This is a genomic window from Pseudomonas sp. JAI120 (genome assembly GCF_014207255.1).
GTDB lineage: Bacteria > Pseudomonadota > Gammaproteobacteria > Pseudomonadales > Pseudomonadaceae > Aquipseudomonas.
The window spans coordinates 865,159-884,650 of record NZ_JACHCZ010000002.1 but is presented as its reverse complement, the minus strand read 5'-3'; the positions used below and the strand labels follow the sequence as shown (position 1 = coordinate 884,650).

The following is a 19,492-nucleotide window of genomic DNA, read 5'->3' as shown; positions in this document are numbered from 1 at the left end:
CTTTGGAGGCTCACCATGGAGCACTGGAAACGCACGATCGAACGCGCTAATCACTGCTTTATGCAGGGCGAGTTGGTTGACGCTCGCGAGGCCTATCTGCAGGCCCTGGCCCTGGCTCAAGTGCTGTTCGAACGCTGGGCGAATGCCGACGAAGCAGTCGCGGCTTGTGTCATTTCCCATCACAACCTGGCAGACCTGCACCTGCGCCTGAATCAGCCCGAGGAAAGTGCCGAATACCTCTGCGCTATTCACCAGCGCTTGCTGCAGGCCATGCAGGACGTGCGCCTGAGCCCGCAGCTGCGCGAAGCGGCCCTGCGCCAGAGCAGCAAGACTTACGTCGAACTGTTGAATTTCATCAGCGATCACGGTGAGTACCCGCGCACCCATCGCTTACTGGGCGGTGCTGCGGTGCAGCCGACCACGTCTCAATACGGAGCACATTGATATGACCTACACCTTGCCTGCCTTGCCCTATGCCTACGATGCCCTGGAACCGCATATCGATGCGCAAACCATGGAGATTCACTACACCAAGCACCACCAGACCTACATCAATAACCTCAATGCTGCGGTCGAGGGCACCGAATTTGCGGGCTGGCCTGTAGAGAAACTGGTGTCCAGCGTGCAGCAGCTGCCGGAAAAACTACGTGCGGCCGTCATCAACCAAGGCGGCGGCCACGCCAACCACTCACTGTTCTGGGCGGTTATGTCACCTAAAGGTGGCGGCAAGCCCGACGGTGCGTTGGGAAAAGCTGTTGAAGAACAACTCGGCGGTTTCGACAGTTTCAAGGAGGCCTTCACCAAAGCCGCCTTGACCCGTTTCGGCAGCGGCTGGGCCTGGCTGAGCGTCACCCCGCAAAAGATGCTGATAGTGGAAAGCAGCGGCAACCAGGACAGCCCACTGATGAATGGCAATACGCCGATCCTCGGCCTGGACGTCTGGGAGCATGCTTATTACCTGCGGTACCAGAACCGTCGTCCTGAATACATCAATGCCTTCTACAGTGTTATTAACTGGCCGGAAGTTGCCGCACGCTATCAGGCCGCGTTGGCCTGACATTCCCTTCGATAACAAGATCTAAGGCCGACTATGGGCACTGAAACACTGGCGATCAGCAGCGTGCGAATGTTTCGTTATGCGTTTGGCTCGTTGCTGCTATTGGCAGGTACTGCATTGCTGGTGGCTCACGGGCTGGCCTGGCTGGATCTGGAGCCGCGCATCATGCGCGCCTTGCAGGGCGGGGCGATTTGCGCGCTTGGCACGGCGCTGGGGGCAGTTCCGGTCTTGGTGATTCGACGGATGCCGCTGGCGTTGAGCGATACCTTGTTGGGCTTCGGTGCTGGCGTGATGCTGGCGGCGACCGCCTTTTCGCTGGTCGTACCGGGTATTGCCGCTGCCGAAGCCCTTGGTCTTTCGCCCTGGGGCGCAGGGGGGCTGATCAGCTTCGGCATCATGCTGGGGGCATTCGGTTTGTACCTGGTGGACCGCAAGGTCTCCGGTGCCAGCCCGGAGATGTTGGTGGGCACGCCGGATAAACCGGTGATTCCACCGCGCATCTGGCTGTTCGTGTTTGCCATCATCGCCCACAACATCCCCGAAGGCATGGCGGTTGGCGTCTCAGCCGGCGGCGGCATGCCGGATGCCGACAGCCTGGCCATGGGCATTGCCTTGCAGGATGTGCCAGAAGGTCTGGTGATTGCGTTGGTATTGGCGGGGGCAGGGATGTCGCGGGTCAAGGCATTCCTGATCGGTGCCGCGTCAGGCTTGGTGGAACCTGTGTTCGCCGTGCTTTGCGCCTGGCTGGTGAGCCTGGCCGAGGTGCTGTTGCCGTTGGGCCTGGCACTGGCCGCTGGCGCGATGTTGTTGGTGGTCACCCACGAAGTGATCCCGGAGTCGCGCCGCAATGGTCACGAAAAGCTTGCGAGCCTGGGGTTGTGCATCGGGTTCTGCTTGATGATGGTGATGGATACCGCCTTGGGGTGAAGCCTCTGGCTTCACACCCGCCTCAACGGGTGAGTTTTACTCACCCTCATCAAAGAAGTTGTTGATCAGCGCCACCAGGGCGTCCATTGCTTCCTGCTCTTGCTCGCCCTCGGTGCTCAAATGAATCTTGGTGCCCTTGCCTGCCGCCAACATCATCATCGCCATGATGCTTTTGCCATCGACCATGCTCTCCGGTGTGCGCCCGGCGCGGACCTGGCAAGGGAACTGCCCGGCAATACCAACGAATTTGGCCGAGGCGCGGGCATGCAGGCCCAGCTTGTTGATGATTTCAATTTCCAGAGCGGGCATCGCGGGGGTGTTCCTTTCAGCTAAGGTCGCGGTGGCGAACCTGGACGTTCTTGAGGGTTTGTTGCAGCACCTGGCCCAGGCGCTCGGTCAGGTAGACGGAACGGTGGTGGCCGCCGGTGCAGCCGATGGCAATGGTGACATAGGCTCGATTGCTCGCGGCAAAACGCGGCAACCATTTGAGCAGGTAGCTGGAAATGTCCTGGAACATCTCCTCCACATCCGGTTGCGCGGCCAGGTAATCGGCCACTGGCTGATCCAGCCCCGATTGGTCACGCAGTTCCGGCTTCCAATAAGGATTGGGCAGGCAGCGCACGTCGAACACCAAGTCGGCATCCACCGGCATGCCACGCTTGAACCCAAAGGACTCGACCAGAAATGCCGTGCCAGGCTCCGGCTGGTTCAGCAGGCGTAGCTTGATGGCATCGCGCAACTGATACAGGTTGAGGCTGGTGGTGTTGATCTTGAGATCGGCGAGGTCAATGATCGGCCCCAGCAGCTTGGTTTCATCCTCGATGGCTTCGGCCAGAGAACGGTGTGGGCTGCTGAGGGGGTGACGTCGACGGGTCTCTGAGAAGCGCTTAAGCAGGGTTTCTTCGTCGGCGTCCAGATACAGCACATCGCAGTGAATGTGCTTGGCGCGCACTTCTTCGAGCAATTCCGGAAAACGCGTGAGGTGGCTCGGCAGGTTGCGGGCGTCAATCGAAACGGCGACCAGGGGTTGCGCCAATTCGGTATGGATCAGTGCCCGCTCTGCCAATTCCGGGAGCAGTCCGGCCGGCAAGTTGTCGATGCAATAGAATCCGTTGTCCTCAAGAACGTTGAGGGCAGTACTTTTACCCGAGCCGGAGCGGCCGCTGACGATGATCAAACGCATGATTACTGCCCGTTTTGCTCATCCAGGACAACTTGGTACAGCGCCTCGTTGCTACTGGCACTGCGCAGTTTGTCGCGTACTTCCTTGCGGTCGAGCATGCTTGCGATCTGCCGAAGCAGTTCCAGGTGTGCATCGGTGGCGGCCTGTGGGACCAGCAGAACAAAAAGCAGGTCCACCGGGGCACCGTCGATCGCGTCGAAATCGATAGGTGCGTCCAAGTGCAGCAGGGCGCTGACAGGTGTCTCGCAGCCTTTGAGGCGGCAGTGAGGAATGGCGATGCCGTTGCCAAAACCGGTGGAACCGAGTTTTTCACGGGCGATCAGAGCCTCAAAGACATCCTGCATCTCCAGATCAGGCACTTGGCTGCTGATCAGGTTGGCAATTTGTTCGAGGGCTTTCTTCTTGCTGCCGCCCGGCACGTTCACGAGGGAACGGCCGGGGGTCAGGATGGTTTCAAGTCGGATCATGGGGGGAGAGTTAACGACCTGTGCCCTGAAGCAGGCTCAGATTCTTTTCCTTATGCTTTTTGAGTTGGCGGTCAAGCTTGTCTGTGAGCAAGTCGATTGATGCATACATGTCTTCATGTTCGGCATTGGCGACCACTTCTCCACCGGGTATCTGAAGTGTCGCTTCGATTTTCTGCTGAAGCTTGTCGACCTTCATGATGACCTGCACGTTGGTGATCTTGTCGAAATGGCCCTCAAGCTTCCTCAGCTTCTGCTCGACGTAGTCGCGTAGTGGAGGGGTGACTTCTATATGGTGTCCACTGATGTTGACTTGCATACAGCTTCTCCTTCGTTGCCAGTGCATAAAGCGGCGGGTAGGAATACCCACCACTGGAACGCTGTGGCCCGCCCGTCACATCAAACGCTTACGCTCGCTGGAAGGCGCGATCCCAAGGGATTCGCGGTACTTGGCGACGGTTCGACGGGCGACCTGAATGCCTTGTGCTTCCAGTAAACCAGCGATCTTGCTGTCACTCAACGGCTTTTTCTGATTTTCCGCAGCAACCAGTTTTTTGATGATCGCGCGGATTGCCGTGGACGAGCATTCACCGCCTTCCGAGGTGCTGACATGACTGGAGAAAAAGTATTTCAACTCATAAATACCCCGTGGGGTATGCATGAATTTTTGTGTGGTCACCCGGGAAATCGTCGATTCGTGCATGCCCACTGCTTCTGCGATGTCGTGCAGGACCAGCGGCTTCATCGCCTCGTCACCATATTCCAGGAAGCCGCGCTGGTGCTCGACGATCTGGGTGGCCACTTTCATCAGGGTTTCGTTGCGGCTTTGCAGGCTCTTGATGAACCAGCGGGCTTCCTGCAACTGGTTGCGCATGAAGGTGTTGTCTGCACTGGTGTCGGCACGGCGCACAAAACCGGCATATTGCGGGTTGACCCGCAGGCGCGGCACCGATTCCTGGTTCAGTTCCACCAGCCAGCGTTCGTTGTCCTTGCGCACGATCACGTCGGGAACGACGTATTCGGCTTCGCTGGACTCAATCTGCGAGCCTGGACGCGGGTTGAGGCTTTGCACCAGCTCGATGACCTGGCGCAGGTCGTCTTCCTTGAGCTTCATGCGCCGCATCAACTGGCTGTAGTCGCGGCTGCCCAGCAGGTCAATGTAGTCGGTGACCAGGCGCTGGGCCTCGGCGAGCCATGGGGTCTTGGCGGGCAACTGACGCAGTTGCAGCAGCAGGCATTCGCTCAGGGTGCGGGCACCGATGCCGGCGGGCTCGAATTGTTGGATGCGGTGCAGGACCGCTTCGATTTCGTCCAGCTCGATATCCAGTTCCGGGTCAAAGGCCTCGAGAATCTCTTCGAGCGTCTCGTCCAGATAGCCCTGGTTATTGATGCAGTCGATCAGGGTCACGGCGATCAGGCGATCGGTGTCCGACATCGGCGCGAGGTTCAGTTGCCACAGCAGATGGCTCTGCAGGCTCTCGCCGGCGGAAGTGCGGGTGGTGAAGTCCCACTCGTCATCGTCATTGCTGGGCAGGCTGCTGGCGCTGGTCTGGTAGACATCCTCCCAGGCGGTGTCCACCGGGAGCTCGTTGGGAATACGTTCGTTCCAATCGCCTTCCTCAAGGTTATCCACCGTGGGGGCGGTTTCCTGGTAGGAGGGTTCCTGTACGTCGGAATTGGGTTTTTGCTCGATGTTGTCGGCCAGTGGGTCTGCATTATCGAAGTCGTCGCCTTCTTCCTGGCGTTCGAGCATCGGATTGGACTCCAGGGCCTCCTGGATTTCCTGTTGCAGGTCCAGGGTCGACAATTGGAGCAGGCGGATGGCCTGTTGCAGCTGCGGTGTCATCGTCAGCTGCTGGCCCATTCTCAGGACTAGCGATGGTTTCATGGCAGGGGCTTAACACCTTATTCGCCGGCGCAATGCGCCATCCACGACAGGGCGCGTGAGCGCCAAACATAAGCAAATTATATGCCTGATATCGGGTGCTTTGCCTAGAGCGCGGTAACAATAAAAATCCGGAGGTTTTCATTGACTCCCGCGCGCTTTGGCGAGCGGCCGTGACACCACGGTGTTTACAGGCGGAACTCGTGACCCAGGTACACTTCCTTGACCAGCTCGTTGGCCAGGATGGTGGCAGAGTCGCCTTCGGCGATCAGCTGACCATCGTTGACGATATACGCGGTTTCACAGATGTCGAGGGTCTCACGCACGTTGTGGTCGGTGATCAGTACACCGATGCCCTTGGCCTTGAGGTGATGGATGATCTGCTTGATGTCGCCGACCGAGATGGGGTCGACGCCGGCAAACGGTTCGTCCAGCAGAATGAACTTGGGGGCGGTGGCCAGGGCGCGGGCGATTTCCACGCGACGCCGCTCACCACCGGACAGGCTCATGCCAAGGTTGTCTCGAATGTGGTTGATGTGGAATTCCTGAAGCAGGCTTTCCAATTCTTTGCGGCGGCCTTCACGGTCGAGTTCCTTGCGGGTTTCAAGGATGGCCATGATGTTGTCGGATACCGACAGCTTGCGGAAGATCGACGCTTCCTGCGGAAGATAGCCGATACCGGCACGGGCGCGCCCGTGCATTGGCTGGTGGCTCACATCCAGGTCGTCGATCAGTACGCGACCTTGGTCCGCCTGGACCAGGCCGACAATCATGTAGAAGCAGGTGGTCTTGCCGGCGCCGTTGGGGCCAAGCAAGCCGACGATCTGGCCGCTGTCGATCGACAGGCTGACGTCGCGCACGACCTGACGGCTTTTATAGGCCTTGGCCAGATGCTGGGCTTTCAGGGTTGCCATTACTCGGCCTTCTTCTTCGGCTGGATAACCATATCGATACGGGGGCGTGGCGCGGTGACCTTGCTGCCATTGGCGCGACCGGCGTTGGCAATCTGCTTCACGGTGTCATAGGTGATCTTTTCACCTTCCGTGGAGTTGCCATCGGGGCTGAGTACCTTGGCCTGGTCGATCAGCACGATGCGATTCTGCTGGGCGTGATACTGGATGGTCTTGCCGTAGCCCTTCATCGGGCCGGTGTCGGTAGCCGACTGCTTCTGTTCGAAGTAAGCCAGGTTGCCCACCGATGTCACCACGTCGATATCGCCCGCTTGAGTGCGCGTCAGTGTCACCGTGTTGCCGGTGATCTTCATCGAACCCTGGGTGATGATCACGCCGCCGGTATAGGTGGCGACGCCTTGCTTGTCATCCAGTTGCGCATCGTCAGCCGAGATGTGGATCGGTTGCTGGCTATCGTTCGGCAGAGCCCAGGCGCTCACGCTTCCCAGTGCTGCGCCCAGGCCGAGCAAAATAGGGAGAGTTTTAACGAGCCTCATACTGTCCTCTTACGTTCGATAGCAGGTGTATCCTGCTTTCTTTCAAATACGCTTTCATTCCCTTGCCAGTCGATACACCGCCAGCGCCGTCGATTCTAACGTCTTGCTCGGTCTGCGCATATTGCTTCTGTGGGAATACGGTCATGCGACTGCTGGTAATCACGGTGTCACGGTTTTTGGCGTCAGTACGCGCAACGCGTACCGAGTCAATCAGTTCTACCTCGGTGCCGTCCGGGTTCACCTCGCCACGCTTGCTCGTGACATGCCACGGAAACTCGGTGCCGCGGTACAGGTTCAGGTCCGGGTTGGTCAGCAGGGTGACTTCCGTGGCCTTCAAGTGCTCGACTTTGTCCGACGTCATTTCGTACTGCACCTTGCCGTCGGGCAGGAACTGCACGCTATAGGCATTGGTGGCGTAATAGTCGATGGCCCCGTCGTCAACCTGCGCGGCAGGCTGGTCGAGGAAGCGCCCCGGGCTGATATTCCAGTAGCCCACCGCAAGGAACAGCGCGGCGATGACTCCGAATAGCAGGAAGTTGCGAATCTTTTTGCTCAGCATAAAACGCTCTATAGGTAGGCGGCGTGGGCCGCTTCAAGACTGCCTTGGGCTCGCAGGATCAGTTCACAGAACTCGCGGGCGGCACCTTCGCCGCCGCGGGCGGTGGTGATGCCGTGGGCGTGCTCGCGAACAAATGTCGCCGCATTGGCGACGGCCATGCCCAGGCCTACTCGGCGAATGACCGGCAAGTCAGGCAGATCATCGCCCAGATAGGCGACCTGCTCATAGCTTAGGTTGAGTTTGCCAAGAAGCTCGTCCAGAACCACCAGTTTATCCTCGCGGCCCTGATACAGGTGAGGAATACCGAGGTTTTGTGCGCGGCGTTCCACAACCGGGGTTTTTCTGCCGCTGATAATCGCCGTTTGCACGCCCGAAGCCATCAGCATCTTGATGCCCTGGCCGTCGAGGGTATTGAACGTCTTGAATTCGCTGCCGTCTTCGAGAAAGTACAGGCGGCCATCGGTCAGTACGCCGTCAACGTCGAAAATCGCCAGTTTGATGTGTTTGCCGCGTTGCAACAGGTCGCTGGTCATTTACATCACTCCCGCACGCAGCAAGTCGTGCATGTTCAGGGCGCCAATCGGGTGGTCGTCGCTATCGATCACCACCAGTGCGCCGATCTTGTGGTCTTCCATGATCTTCAATGCTTCGGCTGCCAGCATTTCAGGGCGTGCAGTCTTGCCATGGGGGGTCATCACGGCGTCGATGGTCGCGGTGCGGATATCGATGGTGCGGTCCAGGGTGCGGCGCAAATCACCGTCAGTGAATACCCCGGCCAGGCGCCCATCGGCTTCCAGGATCACGGTCATACCCAGGCCCTTGCGGGTCATTTCCATCAGCGCGTCCTTCAGCAGGGTGCCGCGCTGGACGTGGGGCAATTCCTCGCCCGAATGCATGACATTTTCCACTTTCAGCAACAGACGGCGGCCCAGGGCACCACCTGGGTGGGAAAACGCGAAGTCTTCAGCGGTGAATCCGCGGGCTTCCAGCAGCGCTACGGCCAAGGCGTCGCCCATGACAAGGGCTGCGGTGGTGGAGGAGGTCGGCGCCAGGTTCAGCGGGCAGGCCTCGTGGTCCACGTGAACATTCAGGTTCACGTCGCCGGCCTTGGCCAGCGTTGATTCCGGGTTGCCGGTGACGCTGATCATCTTGATGCCCAGGCGCTTGATCAGCGGCAGCAGGGTCACGATTTCGTTGGTGGTGCCGGAGTTGGACAGCGCCAGGATGATGTCATCCTTGGTGATCATGCCCATGTCGCCGTGGCTGGCTTCGGCCGGATGTACGAAAAATGCGGTGGTCCCGGTGCTGGCCAGGGTGGCGGCGATCTTGTTGCCGACGTGGCCCGACTTGCCCATGCCGACCACGACAACACGGCCCTTGCTGGCCAGAATCATCTCGCAGGCGCGTACGAAATCTGCGTCGATATGGGCCAGCAAGCCTTCTACGGCTTCAACTTCGAGGCGGATGGTGCGTTGCGCGGATTGAATAAGGTCGCTGGATTGGCTCATGTCTGAAGTCGTATAGCCTGACGAAAAGTCGGCGATTATAGCGGTAATGATCAATTCCCTCACGCAAGTTCGTCAGGCTTTATTCAACGAATACCTGAGATCGATCCTCAGTAACATAGCCAGCAACCTTTTTTCCCTGTCCCTAAACTGAACTAGCGCTGTTCCGGCCTTGGGCGCCCTGTACCAGCAGTGATATAGTTCGCCGCCAGTTCAGTCCGCCCAGCCCATGAGGCTATCTATATGCGTCACCGTTGCAAACGTTTGTCGCATGCATGGTGTCTGAGTGAGAGGCTGCATCCCAAGGAGTTTAGATGAGTGCCGATAACGCCTACGCGGTCGAGCTGAAGGGACTGACCTTCAAGCGCGGGACGCGCAGCATCTTCAATAACGTCGATATTCGCATTCCCCGCGGCAAGGTCACGGGCATCATGGGTCCGTCCGGTTGCGGCAAGACCACGCTGTTGCGTCTGATGGGCATGCAATTGCGCCCCAGCGCCGGTGAAGTGTGGGTCAACGGCCAGAACCTGCCGACCTTGTCGCGCAGCGATCTGTTCGATGCTCGCAAGCATATGGGCGTGCTGTTCCAGAGCGGTGCGCTGTTTACCGACCTCGATGTGTTCGAGAACGTGGCGTTTCCGTTGCGGGTGCATACCCAGCTGTCCGACGAAATGATTCGTGACATTGTGTTGCTGAAATTGCAGGCCGTAGGCCTTCGTGGTGCCATCGACCTGATGCCCGACGAACTGTCCGGCGGCATGAAGCGCCGTGTGGCTCTGGCGCGTGCCATCGCCCTCGACCCGCAGATCCTCATGTACGACGAGCCTTTCGTCGGCCAGGATCCGATTGCCATGGGTGTGCTGGTGCGCCTGATTCGTCTGCTCAACGATGCGCTGGGTATCACCAGCATCGTGGTCTCTCACGACCTTGCAGAAACCGCGAGCATCGCCGATTACCTCTATGTAGTCGGCGATGGCCAGGTGCTGGGGCAGGGTACGCCTGAAGAACTGATGAACGCCGACAACCCGCGTATTCGCCAATTCATGACCGGCGATCCCGATGGCCCTGTGCCTTTTCACTTTCCGGCAGCGGATTACCGCTCAGACCTTCTGGGGAAGCGCTGATGCGCAAGACATCTCTCATCGAGAAGGTTCGCCTTTTCGGTCGATCCGGTATCGACATCGTCGAAGTGCTGGGTCGCTCGACAATTTTCCTGTTTCACGCCTTGCTCGGCCGCGGTGGCATTGGTGGCGGCTTCGGCCTGTTGATCAAGCAACTGCATTCGGTGGGCGTGATGTCCCTGGTGATCATTGTGGTCTCCGGGATGTTCATCGGGATGGTGCTGGCGTTGCAGGGCTTCAATATCCTGTCCAGCTACGGTTCGGAGCAGGCGGTGGGGCAGATGGTTGCCCTGACGCTGCTGCGTGAGTTGGGGCCGGTCGTGACCGCGTTGCTGTTCGCCGGACGAGCGGGTTCCGCGTTGACTGCCGAAATCGGCAACATGAAGTCCACCGAGCAGTTGTCCAGCCTGGAAATGATCGGCGTGGACCCGCTCAAGTACATTGTTGCCCCGCGCCTGTGGGCCGGCTTTATTTCCCTGCCTTTGCTGGCGATGATCTTCAGCGTGGTCGGTATCTGGGGCGGCTCCTGGGTGGCAGTGGACTGGCTGGGCGTCTACGACGGCTCCTACTGGGCCAACATGCAAAACAGCGTGACTTTCAGCGGTGACGTGCTCAATGGCGTCATAAAGAGCATCGTCTTCGCCTTTGTAGTGACCTGGATCGCCGTATTCCAAGGCTATGACTGTGAGCCCACTTCAGAAGGGATCAGTCGCGCCACCACCAAGACCGTTGTGTACGCCTCACTGGCGGTACTGGGCCTTGACTTCATTTTGACCGCCTTGATGTTTGGAGATTTCTGATGCAAAACCGCACTGTGGAAATCGGTGTCGGCCTTTTCTTGCTGGCTGGCATCCTGGCTTTACTGTTGCTGGCCCTGCGAGTCAGTGGCCTTTCCGCCAGCCCGACCGCCGATACTTATAAACTTTACGCTTACTTCGACAATATCGCTGGTTTGACTGTCAGAGCTAAAGTGACCATGGCCGGTGTCACCATCGGTAAGGTCACGGCAATCGATCTGGATCATGACAGCTTCACGGGTCGAGTGACGATGCAGTTGGATAAGAAGGTAGATAATCTGCCTACCGATTCCACTGCATCTATCCTCACTGCGGGTCTGCTGGGCGAGAAATACATCGGTGTCAGCGTGGGCGGGGAAACAGCCCTGCTCAAGGATGGCTCGACAATCCACGACACACAGTCGTCGTTGGTGCTTGAAGACCTGATCGGTAAATTCCTGCTCAATACGGTCAATAAAGACGCTAAATGAGGAATCTGTACATGATCTCTACCTTGCGACGTGGTCTCCTGGTACTGCTTGCAGCGCTGCCGTTGATGGCCAACGCAGCAGGTTCTGCGCACGAACTGGTGCAGGACACTACCAACAGGATGTTGGCTGACCTGACTGCCAATAAAGAGCAGTACAAGCAAGACCCTTCCAAGTTTTATGAAGCGCTCAACACTATTGTTGGTCCCGTGGTGGATGCTGAAGGTATCTCCAAAAGCATCATGACGGTCAAATATTCGCGCAAGGCCACTCCTGCGCAAATGCAAACGTTCCAGGAAAACTTCAAGCGCGGCCTGTTCCAGTTTTATGGCAACGCTTTGCTTGAGTACAACAACCAGGGCATCACCGTCGCTCCTGCCGGGGATGAGTCGGGTGACCGCACCAGTGTCAACATGAGCGTCAAGGGCAACAATGGTGCCGTTTACCCGGTGCAGTACACGCTGGAGAAGATCAGTGGCGAGTGGAAACTGCGCAACGTGATCATCAACGGTATCAACATCGGCAAGCTGTTCCGTGACCAGTTCGCCGACGCCATGCAGCGCAATGGCAACGACCTGGACAAAACCATCAATGGTTGGGCCGGTGAAGTCGCCAAGGCCAAGGAAGAGACCGATAAAACTGCAGGGAAGCCTGCGCAATGACCGAGTCGGCTGTTCGTCTCGGCGACGCTGGCGAGTTGTTCCTCAGCGGCGTGCTGGATTACCGCACCGGGCCTGACCTGCGCAAGCAGGGCCAGGCGCTGATCAAGGCCAGCACTGCCCCTGCGTTGGTGCTGGATTGCTCGGCGGTAACCAAGTCCAGCAGCGTCGGCTTGTCGTTGCTGCTGTGCTTCATGCGTGATGCTGAGGCGGCCAAAAAACCGGTCAGCATCCGTGCATTGCCTGAAGACATGCGTGAAATCGCCGAAGTTTCCGGTTTGACCGAGCTATTGGCGCATCCTTAATACACATTATCGATGAAGCCCCCCGTCAGAGTCCTGCTATGCGGGGTTCGCAGGCGCGGGGCTTTTTTGTATGATGTGCGACCCGTGCGCACTGGGCGCCGATAGAGGTTGATCATGCAGGCCCTAGAAGTTAAGAGCTTTCTCGAAGGAAAGCTGCCGGATACGAACGTAGAAGTTGAAGGCGAAGGCTGCAACTTCCAGCTGAACGTGATTAGCGATGAACTGGCGGCACTCAGCCCGGTCAAGCGTCAGCAGCAGATCTATGCCCATTTGAACCCGTGGATCACCGATGGCAGCATCCACGCGGTCACTATGAAATTTTTCAGTCGCGCGGCCTGGGCCGAGCGCACCTGAGCCCCCAAGGCGTCGAGATTCTTATGGATAAATTGATTATTACCGGCGGTGCCCGCCTCGATGGCGAGATTCGCATTTCCGGTGCGAAAAACTCTGCCTTGCCGATCCTGGCCGCGACCCTGCTGTGCGATGGCCCGGTAACCGTAGCCAACCTGCCGCACCTGCACGACATCACCACCATGATCGAGCTGTTTGGTCGCATGGGTATTGAGCCGGTAATCGACGAGAAGCTGTCCGTCGAAATCGATCCGCGCACCATCAAGACCCTGATCGCCCCGTACGAACTGGTGAAAACCATGCGTGCGTCGATCCTGGTATTGGGCCCGATGGTCGCCCGTTTCGGCGAGGCCGAAGTCGCATTGCCTGGCGGTTGCGCCATTGGCTCGCGTCCGGTGGACCTGCACATCCGTGGCCTTGAAGCCATGGGCGCGACCATCGACGTCGAAGGCGGCTACATCAAGGCCAAGGCGCCGGAAGGCGGCCTGCGTGGCGCGAACTTCTTCTTTGATACCGTCAGCGTGACCGGTACCGAAAACATCATGATGGCCGCTGCCCTGGCCAACGGCCGCAGTGTGCTGCAAAACGCTGCGCGCGAGCCTGAAGTGGTCGACCTGGCCAACTTCCTGATCGCCATGGGTGCCAACATCACCGGCGCCGGCACCGACACCATCACCATTGACGGTGTGAAACGCCTGCACCCTGCCACCTACAAAGTGATGCCGGACCGTATCGAGACCGGTACCTACCTGGTTGCTGCCGCCGTCACCGGTGGTCGCGTCAAGGTCAAGGACACCGATCCGACCATTCTGGAAGCGGTCCTGGAAAAACTGCGCGAAGCCGGTGCCGAAATCACCACCGGTGAAGACTGGATCGAGCTGAACATGCACGGCAAGCGGCCAAAAGCCGTTAACGTGCGTACCGCTCCGTACCCGGCGTTCCCGACCGACATGCAGGCGCAGTTCATCTCCTTGAACGCCATTGCCGAAGGCACGGGTGCAGTGATCGAGACCATCTTCGAAAACCGCTTCATGCACGTGTACGAACTGCACCGCATGGGCGCGAAGATCCAGGTTGAAGGCAACACTGCCATCGTTACCGGCACCGAGAAGCTCAAGGGCGCGCCAGTCATGGCCACCGACCTGCGCGCTTCGGCCAGCCTGGTGATCTCGGCGCTGATCGCCGAAGGCGATACCCTGATCGACCGCATCTACCACATCGACCGTGGTTACGAGTGCATCGAGGAAAAACTGCAGATGCTCGGCGCGAAAATCCGCCGCGTACCGGGCTAGTCCCCACTGCATTGTAGGAGCGAGCTTGCTCGCGAAGAACTCGTGGGCACCGCGTTGAGTCTGAATAAACGCGTTATCGTTGACGTTTTTCACGAGCAAGCTCGCTCCTACATACACTGATTTGTTTCAAGTCGAGGCTGTCATGGCCTCGATCTGTGTCTGGCGCCGTTTGCGACCGGACAGCAATAGCCTGATGAAGGATTGACGTTTCCCATGTTGACCATCGCACTGTCCAAGGGCCGCATCCTTGACGACACTTTGCCGCTTCTGGCTGAAGCGGGCATCGTGCCGACCGAGAATCCGGACAAGAGCCGCAAGCTGATCATCCCTACGACCCAGGACGACGTTCGCCTGCTGATCGTACGGGCTACCGACGTGCCGACTTACGTTGAACATGGCGCGGCCGACCTCGGCGTCGCGGGTAAAGACGTGCTGATGGAATACGGCGGCCAAGGCCTGTACGAGCCGCTGGACCTGCGCATTGCCCTGTGCAAGCTGATGACCGCCGGCCGTGTCGGTGATGTCGAGCCTAAAGGCCGCCTGCGCGTGGCCACCAAGTTCGTCAACGTTGCCAAGCGTTACTACGCCGAACAAGGCCGTCAGGTCGACATCATCAAGCTCTACGGCTCGATGGAGCTGGCGCCGCTGATCGGCCTGGCCGACAAGATCATCGACGTGGTCGACACCGGCAACACCCTGCGTGCCAACGGTCTCGAACCACAGGATTTTATCGCCGATATCAGCTCTCGGCTGATCGTCAACAAAGCGTCGATGAAGATGCAACACGCCCGTATCCAGGCGTTGATCGACACCCTGCGCCAGGCAGTGGAGTCTCGACACCGCGGTTGACTCACCTGCGTAGCTGAAAAGCTGCGCCCGTCTATCCGCCTCATAGCCAGAATTCTCAGGTGCCCAAGCGGAAACGACTGCTAGTTTAGGGCGCCTGAGTTTTTGCCAATTCTATTGAGGCCCTCGCTATGACCACGTCCACTGCAATTGCCCGACTCAACGCTGCCGACCCGGATTTCGCCCATCATCTGGATCATCTGCTGAGCTGGGAAAGCGTGTCCGACGACTCGGTCAACCAGCGGGTGCTCGACATTATCAAGGCCGTGCGCGAGCGCGGTGATGCGGCGTTGGTGGACTTCACCCGCCAGTTCGACGGTCTGGACGTCAAGTCCATGTCTGACCTGATCCTGCCCCGCGAACGCCTGGAGCTGGCCCTGACGCGCATCACCGCGCCACAGCGCGAAGCCCTCGAAGTCGCCGCGAGCCGAGTGCGCAGCTACCACGAAAAACAGAAGCAGGACTCCTGGAGCTACACCGAGGCCGACGGCACCGTGCTGGGCCAGAAGGTCACGCCGCTGGACCGTGCTGGTCTGTACGTACCGGGCGGGAAAGCTTCTTACCCGTCCTCAGTATTGATGAACGCGATCCCGGCCAAAGTGGCCGGCGTGACCGAAGTGGTCATGGTGGTACCGACCCCGCGCGGTGAAATCAACGAACTGGTACTGGCTGCCGCCTGTATTGCCGGTGTCGACCGCGTGTTCACCATCGGCGGTGCCCAAGCGGTTGCCGCCCTGGCTTATGGCACCGAAAGCGTGCCGAAGGTCGACAAGGTGGTCGGTCCCGGCAACATCTACGTCGCCACTGCCAAGCGCCATGTGTTCGGCCAGGTCGGTATCGACATGATCGCCGGCCCTTCGGAAATCCTCGTGGTGTGCGACGGCCAGACCGACCCGGACTGGATCGCCATGGACCTGTTCTCCCAGGCCGAGCACGACGAAGACGCCCAGGCGATTCTGGTCAGCCCGGACGCCGAGTTCCTCGACAAGGTCGCCGCCAGCATCAATAAGCTGCTGCCGACCATGGACCGCGCCGAGATCATCGAGAAGTCGATCAATGGTCGTGGTGCGCTGATCCTGGTGCGTGACATGGAACAGGCCATCGAAGTGGCCAACCGTATCGCGCCGGAGCACCTGGAGCTGTCCGTGGCCGATCCGCAGGCCTGGCTGCCGTCGATTCGCCATGCGGGTGCGATCTTCATGGGCCGCCACACCAGCGAAGCGCTGGGCGACTACTGCGCCGGCCCTAACCACGTGCTGCCGACTTCCGGCACCGCGCGCTTCTCGTCGCCGCTGGGGGTGTATGACTTCCAGAAACGTTCGTCGATCATCTTTTGCTCTCCACAAGGCGCTTCCGAATTGGGCAAGACCGCCTCGGTGCTGGCCCGTGGTGAATCCCTGAGCGCCCACGCCCGTAGTGCTGAGTATCGAATCCTGGAAGAGGGGAAATAACACATGAGCAAATTCTGGAGCCCCTTCGTCAAGGACCTCGTGCCTTACGTGCCCGGCGAGCAACCGAAGCTGACCAAACTGGTCAAGCTCAACACCAATGAAAACCCCTACGGCCCGTCTCCCAAGGCGCTGGCCGCGATGCAGGCCGAGTTGAACGACAACCTGCGCCTGTACCCGGACCCCAACAGCGACCTGCTCAAGCAGGCCGTGGCCAAGTATTACGGGATCGACGCCGGCAAGGTGTTCCTTGGCAACGGTTCCGATGAAGTCCTGGCGCACATCTTCCACGGCTTGTTCCAGCACGAGCTGCCGCTGCTGTTCCCGGATATCAGCTACAGCTTCTATCCGGTGTACTGCGGTCTCTACGGCATCAAGTCCAACCCGGTGCCGTTGGACGAGCAGTTCCAGATCCGCGTAGCGGACTACGCCAAGCCCAACGGCGGGATCATCTTCCCCAACCCGAACGCGCCCACCGGCTGCGTCCTGGCGCTGGACGCCGTGGAGCAGATCCTCAAGGCCAGCCCGGATTCGGTGGTGGTGGTCGATGAAGCCTATATCGACTTCGGTGGCGAAACCGCCATCAGCCTGGTGGACCGTTACCCGAACCTGCTGGTGACCCAGACCCTGTCCAAGTCGCGCTCACTGGCCGGTTTGCGTGTGGGCCTGGCCGTGGGCCACCCGGACCTCATCGAAGCGCTTGAGCGGGTCAAGAACAGCTTCAACTCCTACCCGCTGGATCGCCTGGCGATTGTCGGCGCGGCAGCGGCCTTCGAGGATCGTGAGTACTTCGAGAAGACGTGCCAGTTGGTTATCGATAGTCGCAACCAGCTGGTCGCGCAACTGGAAGGTAAAGGCTTTGAAGTGTTGCCGTCAGCGGCCAACTTTATCTTTGCCCGCCACCCACGGCACGACGCTGCCGGCCTGGCGGCCAAGTTGCGTGAGCAAGGGGTGATTGTGCGGCACTTCAAGCAGGAGCGGATTGCCCAGTTCCTGCGGATCAGTATCGGTACGCCGGAGCAGAACCAGGCGCTGATCGATGGGTTGGGTGAGCTCTAAGCCACACTGAAGATCAAAAAATGTGGGAGGGGGCTTGCCCCCTCCCGCATTAGGTTCTGCCATATGTGTTAGATCAGCGGCTCTTCCGGCTTCTTGTTCTTCCAGCCATCATTGCCCGGCAGCAGCAGGTTCAAGCCAATCGCTACCACCGCACACAGTGCAATGCCCTTCAGGCCGAAGTCATCCGGACCCGTACCGGTCCCCACCAGCACACCGCCAATGCCGAACACCAGGGTCACCGACACAATCACCAGATTGCGCGCTTCACCCAGGTCGATCCTGTGGCGGATCAACGTGTTCATCCCCACCGCAGCAATCGAGCCGAACAGCAGGCACAGGATCCCGCCCATCACCGGCACCGGGATGCTTTGCAGCAGTGCACCGAACTTGCCGATGAACGCCAGGCTGATGGCAAACACTGCCGCCCAGGTCATGATCTTCGGGTTGTAGTTCTTGGTCAGCATCACCGCGCCCGTTACTTCGGCGTACGTGGTGTTCGGTGGGCCGCCAAACAGGCCGGCGGCGGTGGTGGCAATGCCGTCACCGAGCAAGGTGCGGTGCAGGCCAGGCTTCTTCAGGTAGTCGCGACCGGTCACGCTGCCTACTGCAATCACACCGCCGATATGTTCGATCGCCGGCGCCAGCGCTACCGGGACGATAAACAGGATCGCCTGCCAGTTGAACTCCGGCGCGGTGAAGTGGGGCAGGGCGAACCACGGTGCGGCGGCGATTTTCGCCGTGTCGACCACGCCAAAGTAGAAGGCCATGGCAAAGCCCACCAGCACGCCGGAGATGATCGGCACCAGGCGGAAGATACCCTTGCCGAACACCGCCACGATCAACGTGGTGAGCAGCGCAGGCATCGAGATCATCATCGCCGTCTGGTAATGAATCAGTTCGGCGCCATCGCCGGATTTCCCCATCGCCATATTCGCGGCGATCGGTGCCATGGCCAGTCCGATGGAAATAATCACCGGGCCGATGACCACCGGAGGCAGCAGGCGGTCGATGAAACCGGTGCCTTTGATCTTCACGGCCAGGCCGAGGAAGGTATAGACAAACCCGGCTGCCATCACCCCGCCCATGGTCGCTGCGAGGCCGAACTGGCCCTTGGCGAGAATAATCGGGGTGATGAAGGCAAAGCTCGACGCCAGGAAGACCGGCACCTGCCGCCCTGTCACCACCTGGAACAACAGCGTGCCCAGGCCGGCGGTGAACAGTGCGACGTTTGGATCAAGACCTGTGATCAGTGGCATCAACACCAGCGCGCCAAATGCGACGAAGAGCATCTGTGCGCCAGACAGGATCTGGCGCCAAAGCGGGTCGTTGAATTCATCCTGCATGCTCACGCGTCCTTCTGCTTGGTGCCGAAGATCTTGTCACCGGCATCGCCCAGGCCTGGGATGATGTAACCGTGTTCGTTCAGGCGCTCATCGATGGAGGCGGTGTAGATCTGCACGTCCGGGTGGGCTTTCTCGACGGCGGCGATGCCTTCGGGCGCGGCCACCAGCACCATGGCGCGGATGTCCCGGCAACCGGCTTTTTTCAGCAGGTCGATGGTGGCAACCATGGAGCTGCCGGTGGCGAGCATCGGGTCGATGATCATGGCCAGGCGCTCGTTGATTTCCGGTACGAGTTTTTCCAGGTAGGTGTGGGCCTGCAGGGTTTCTTCGTTGCGGGCTACGCCGACGGCGCTGACCTTGGCGCCCGGAATCAGGCTGAGCACGCCTTCGAGCATGCCGATACCGGCGCGCAGGATCGGCACCACGGTGATTTTCTTACCGGCGATCTTCTCGACCTGGACGGTGCCTGCCCAACCTTCGATGTCGTAGGTTTCCAGAGGCAAATCTTTGGTGGCTTCGTAAGTGAGCAGCGCTCCAACTTCCTGAGCAAGCTCACGGAAATTCTTCGTGCTAATGTCGGCACGGCGCATAAGGCCGAGTTTGTGTCGGATCAGCGGGTGGCGGATCTCGCGAGTGGGCATGGGAAAGGCTCCGGCGGCGGGCAAAAAAACCGGCCTAGATTAATCTATCCGAGGGTGTTGTCCTATAGACATCTAGTACGTTAGTCCATTAAGGCTTGATCGTTGCGCCTCACATGCGTACCTTTGCCCGCTTTTC

The 19,492-nt window shown here is 59.3% G+C and carries 25 protein-coding genes; 13 read left to right on the top strand and 12 right to left on the bottom strand.

The genetic code is table 11. The annotated features are described in order from the left end of the window. Positions 1-15 precede the first annotated feature (15 nt). From HDC32_RS15920 to HDC32_RS15910, 3 genes are read left to right on the top strand one after another with little or no spacing between them, the layout of a single operon-like run. Positions 16-444, top strand: coding sequence for a hypothetical protein (locus HDC32_RS15920; RefSeq protein WP_131698427.1), 429 nt, complete (start codon positions 16-18; stop codon positions 442-444). 1 nt (position 445) lies between these two features. Continuing rightward, a complete protein-coding gene (locus tag HDC32_RS15915) occupies positions 446-1,057 on the top strand; it encodes a superoxide dismutase (protein WP_131698426.1) in 612 nt (203 codons plus the stop codon). 33 nt (positions 1,058-1,090) lie between these two features. Then, complete coding sequence (locus tag HDC32_RS15910; protein WP_184744639.1) at positions 1,091-1,984, top strand: ZIP family metal transporter; 894 nt, start codon at positions 1,091-1,093, stop codon at positions 1,982-1,984. Positions 1,985-2,020: 36 nt separating this feature from the next. On the opposite strand, the gene HDC32_RS15905 is transcribed toward HDC32_RS15910, so the two are convergent. The 10 genes from HDC32_RS15905 to HDC32_RS15860 form a co-directional block, all read right to left on the bottom strand. Further along, positions 2,021-2,293 (bottom strand): HPr family phosphocarrier protein, encoded by a 273-nt coding sequence (locus HDC32_RS15905; protein WP_131698424.1) that lies wholly within the window; start codon positions 2,291-2,293, stop codon positions 2,021-2,023. Positions 2,294-2,309: 16 nt separating this feature from the next. Continuing rightward, positions 2,310-3,167, bottom strand: coding sequence for an RNase adapter RapZ (gene rapZ / locus HDC32_RS15900; protein ID WP_027604814.1), 858 nt, complete (start codon positions 3,165-3,167; stop codon positions 2,310-2,312). Positions 3,168-3,169: 2 nt separating this feature from the next. Then, positions 3,170-3,634 carry a PTS IIA-like nitrogen regulatory protein PtsN gene (gene ptsN / locus HDC32_RS15895; RefSeq protein ID WP_131698423.1) on the bottom strand — a complete coding sequence of 155 codons (465 nt, stop codon included), beginning with the start codon at positions 3,632-3,634 and terminating at the stop codon, positions 3,170-3,172. 10 nt (positions 3,635-3,644) lie between these two features. After that, the gene (gene hpf / locus HDC32_RS15890; protein WP_090409416.1) at positions 3,645-3,950 is read right to left on the bottom strand and encodes a ribosome hibernation-promoting factor, HPF/YfiA family; all 306 of its coding nucleotides are present in this window, start codon (positions 3,948-3,950) and stop codon (positions 3,645-3,647) included. Positions 3,951-4,025: 75 nt separating this feature from the next. Next, complete coding sequence (locus HDC32_RS15885) at positions 4,026-5,519, bottom strand: RNA polymerase factor sigma-54 (protein ID WP_065924292.1); 1,494 nt, start codon at positions 5,517-5,519, stop codon at positions 4,026-4,028. 185 nt (positions 5,520-5,704) lie between these two features. After that, positions 5,705-6,430 carry an LPS export ABC transporter ATP-binding protein gene (gene lptB / locus HDC32_RS15880; RefSeq protein ID WP_027604810.1) on the bottom strand — a complete coding sequence of 242 codons (726 nt, stop codon included), beginning with the start codon at positions 6,428-6,430 and terminating at the stop codon, positions 5,705-5,707. Then, positions 6,430-6,963: a lipopolysaccharide transport periplasmic protein LptA gene (gene lptA, locus HDC32_RS15875; protein ID WP_027604809.1), complete on the bottom strand. Its 534-nt coding sequence runs from the start codon at positions 6,961-6,963 to the stop codon at positions 6,430-6,432. Before lptA ends, lptB begins: the two co-directional genes overlap by 1 nt. Next, positions 6,950-7,522 (bottom strand): LPS export ABC transporter periplasmic protein LptC, encoded by a 573-nt coding sequence (lptC, locus tag HDC32_RS15870; protein WP_131698422.1) that lies wholly within the window; start codon positions 7,520-7,522, stop codon positions 6,950-6,952. Before lptC ends, lptA begins: the two co-directional genes overlap by 14 nt. An 8-nt stretch (positions 7,523-7,530) precedes the next feature. Continuing rightward, on the bottom strand, positions 7,531-8,055 hold the full coding sequence (locus HDC32_RS15865) for a KdsC family phosphatase (protein WP_131698421.1): 525 nt from the start codon (positions 8,053-8,055) through the stop codon (positions 7,531-7,533). Then, positions 8,056-9,030 (bottom strand): KpsF/GutQ family sugar-phosphate isomerase, encoded by a 975-nt coding sequence (locus HDC32_RS15860; protein ID WP_131698420.1) that lies wholly within the window; start codon positions 9,028-9,030, stop codon positions 8,056-8,058. 311 nt (positions 9,031-9,341) lie between these two features. On the opposite strand from HDC32_RS15860, the gene HDC32_RS15855 reads away from it, so the two are divergent. The 10 genes from HDC32_RS15855 to hisC all read left to right on the top strand — a co-directional run bounded on the left by HDC32_RS15855 (position 9,342) and on the right by hisC (position 17,372). Then, entirely contained in the window at positions 9,342-10,151 is an 810-nt protein-coding gene (locus HDC32_RS15855; protein WP_003171811.1) for an ATP-binding cassette domain-containing protein, read from the top strand. After that, positions 10,151-10,948, top strand: coding sequence for a lipid asymmetry maintenance ABC transporter permease subunit MlaE (gene mlaE / locus HDC32_RS15850; protein WP_131698419.1), 798 nt, complete (start codon positions 10,151-10,153; stop codon positions 10,946-10,948). The genes HDC32_RS15855 and mlaE overlap by 1 nt, the downstream gene beginning before the upstream one ends. Continuing rightward, entirely contained in the window at positions 10,948-11,415 is a 468-nt protein-coding gene (mlaD, locus tag HDC32_RS15845) for an outer membrane lipid asymmetry maintenance protein MlaD (protein ID WP_131698418.1), read from the top strand. The genes mlaE and mlaD overlap by 1 nt, the downstream gene beginning before the upstream one ends. A gap of 11 nt (positions 11,416-11,426) precedes the next feature. Further along, the gene (locus HDC32_RS15840; protein ID WP_131698417.1) at positions 11,427-12,074 is read left to right on the top strand and encodes a phospholipid-binding protein MlaC; all 648 of its coding nucleotides are present in this window, start codon (positions 11,427-11,429) and stop codon (positions 12,072-12,074) included. Beyond that, positions 12,071-12,376 carry a lipid asymmetry maintenance protein MlaB gene (locus HDC32_RS15835; RefSeq protein ID WP_145335332.1) on the top strand — a complete coding sequence of 102 codons (306 nt, stop codon included), beginning with the start codon at positions 12,071-12,073 and terminating at the stop codon, positions 12,374-12,376. Before HDC32_RS15840 ends, HDC32_RS15835 begins: the two co-directional genes overlap by 4 nt. Before the next feature lie 114 nt (positions 12,377-12,490). Then, a complete protein-coding gene (locus HDC32_RS15830) occupies positions 12,491-12,730 on the top strand; it encodes a BolA family protein (RefSeq protein WP_027604803.1) in 240 nt (79 codons plus the stop codon). Between the two features lie 23 nt (positions 12,731-12,753). After that, the gene (murA, locus tag HDC32_RS15825; RefSeq protein ID WP_024073479.1) at positions 12,754-14,019 is read left to right on the top strand and encodes a UDP-N-acetylglucosamine 1-carboxyvinyltransferase; all 1,266 of its coding nucleotides are present in this window, start codon (positions 12,754-12,756) and stop codon (positions 14,017-14,019) included. A 213-nt stretch (positions 14,020-14,232) separates the two neighbouring features. Then, complete coding sequence (hisG, locus tag HDC32_RS15820) at positions 14,233-14,868, top strand: ATP phosphoribosyltransferase (protein WP_027604802.1); 636 nt, start codon at positions 14,233-14,235, stop codon at positions 14,866-14,868. Positions 14,869-14,996: 128 nt separating this feature from the next. Then, the gene (hisD, locus tag HDC32_RS15815; protein ID WP_131698415.1) at positions 14,997-16,316 is read left to right on the top strand and encodes a histidinol dehydrogenase; all 1,320 of its coding nucleotides are present in this window, start codon (positions 14,997-14,999) and stop codon (positions 16,314-16,316) included. 3 nt (positions 16,317-16,319) lie between these two features. After that, the gene (hisC, locus tag HDC32_RS15810) at positions 16,320-17,372 is read left to right on the top strand and encodes a histidinol-phosphate transaminase (RefSeq protein ID WP_131698414.1); all 1,053 of its coding nucleotides are present in this window, start codon (positions 16,320-16,322) and stop codon (positions 17,370-17,372) included. A gap of 68 nt (positions 17,373-17,440) precedes the next feature. Here the strand turns inward: hisC and HDC32_RS15805 are convergent, their stop codons facing one another. Together HDC32_RS15805 and upp are read right to left on the bottom strand one after the other, a co-directional pair. Then, positions 17,441-18,715 carry a uracil-xanthine permease family protein gene (locus tag HDC32_RS15805; protein WP_131698413.1) on the bottom strand — a complete coding sequence of 425 codons (1,275 nt, stop codon included), beginning with the start codon at positions 18,713-18,715 and terminating at the stop codon, positions 17,441-17,443. 2 nt (positions 18,716-18,717) lie between these two features. Beyond that, positions 18,718-19,356, bottom strand: a complete 639-nt coding sequence (gene upp, locus HDC32_RS15800; protein WP_027604798.1) for a uracil phosphoribosyltransferase — start codon at positions 19,354-19,356, stop codon at positions 18,718-18,720. Positions 19,357-19,492 lie beyond the last annotated feature (136 nt).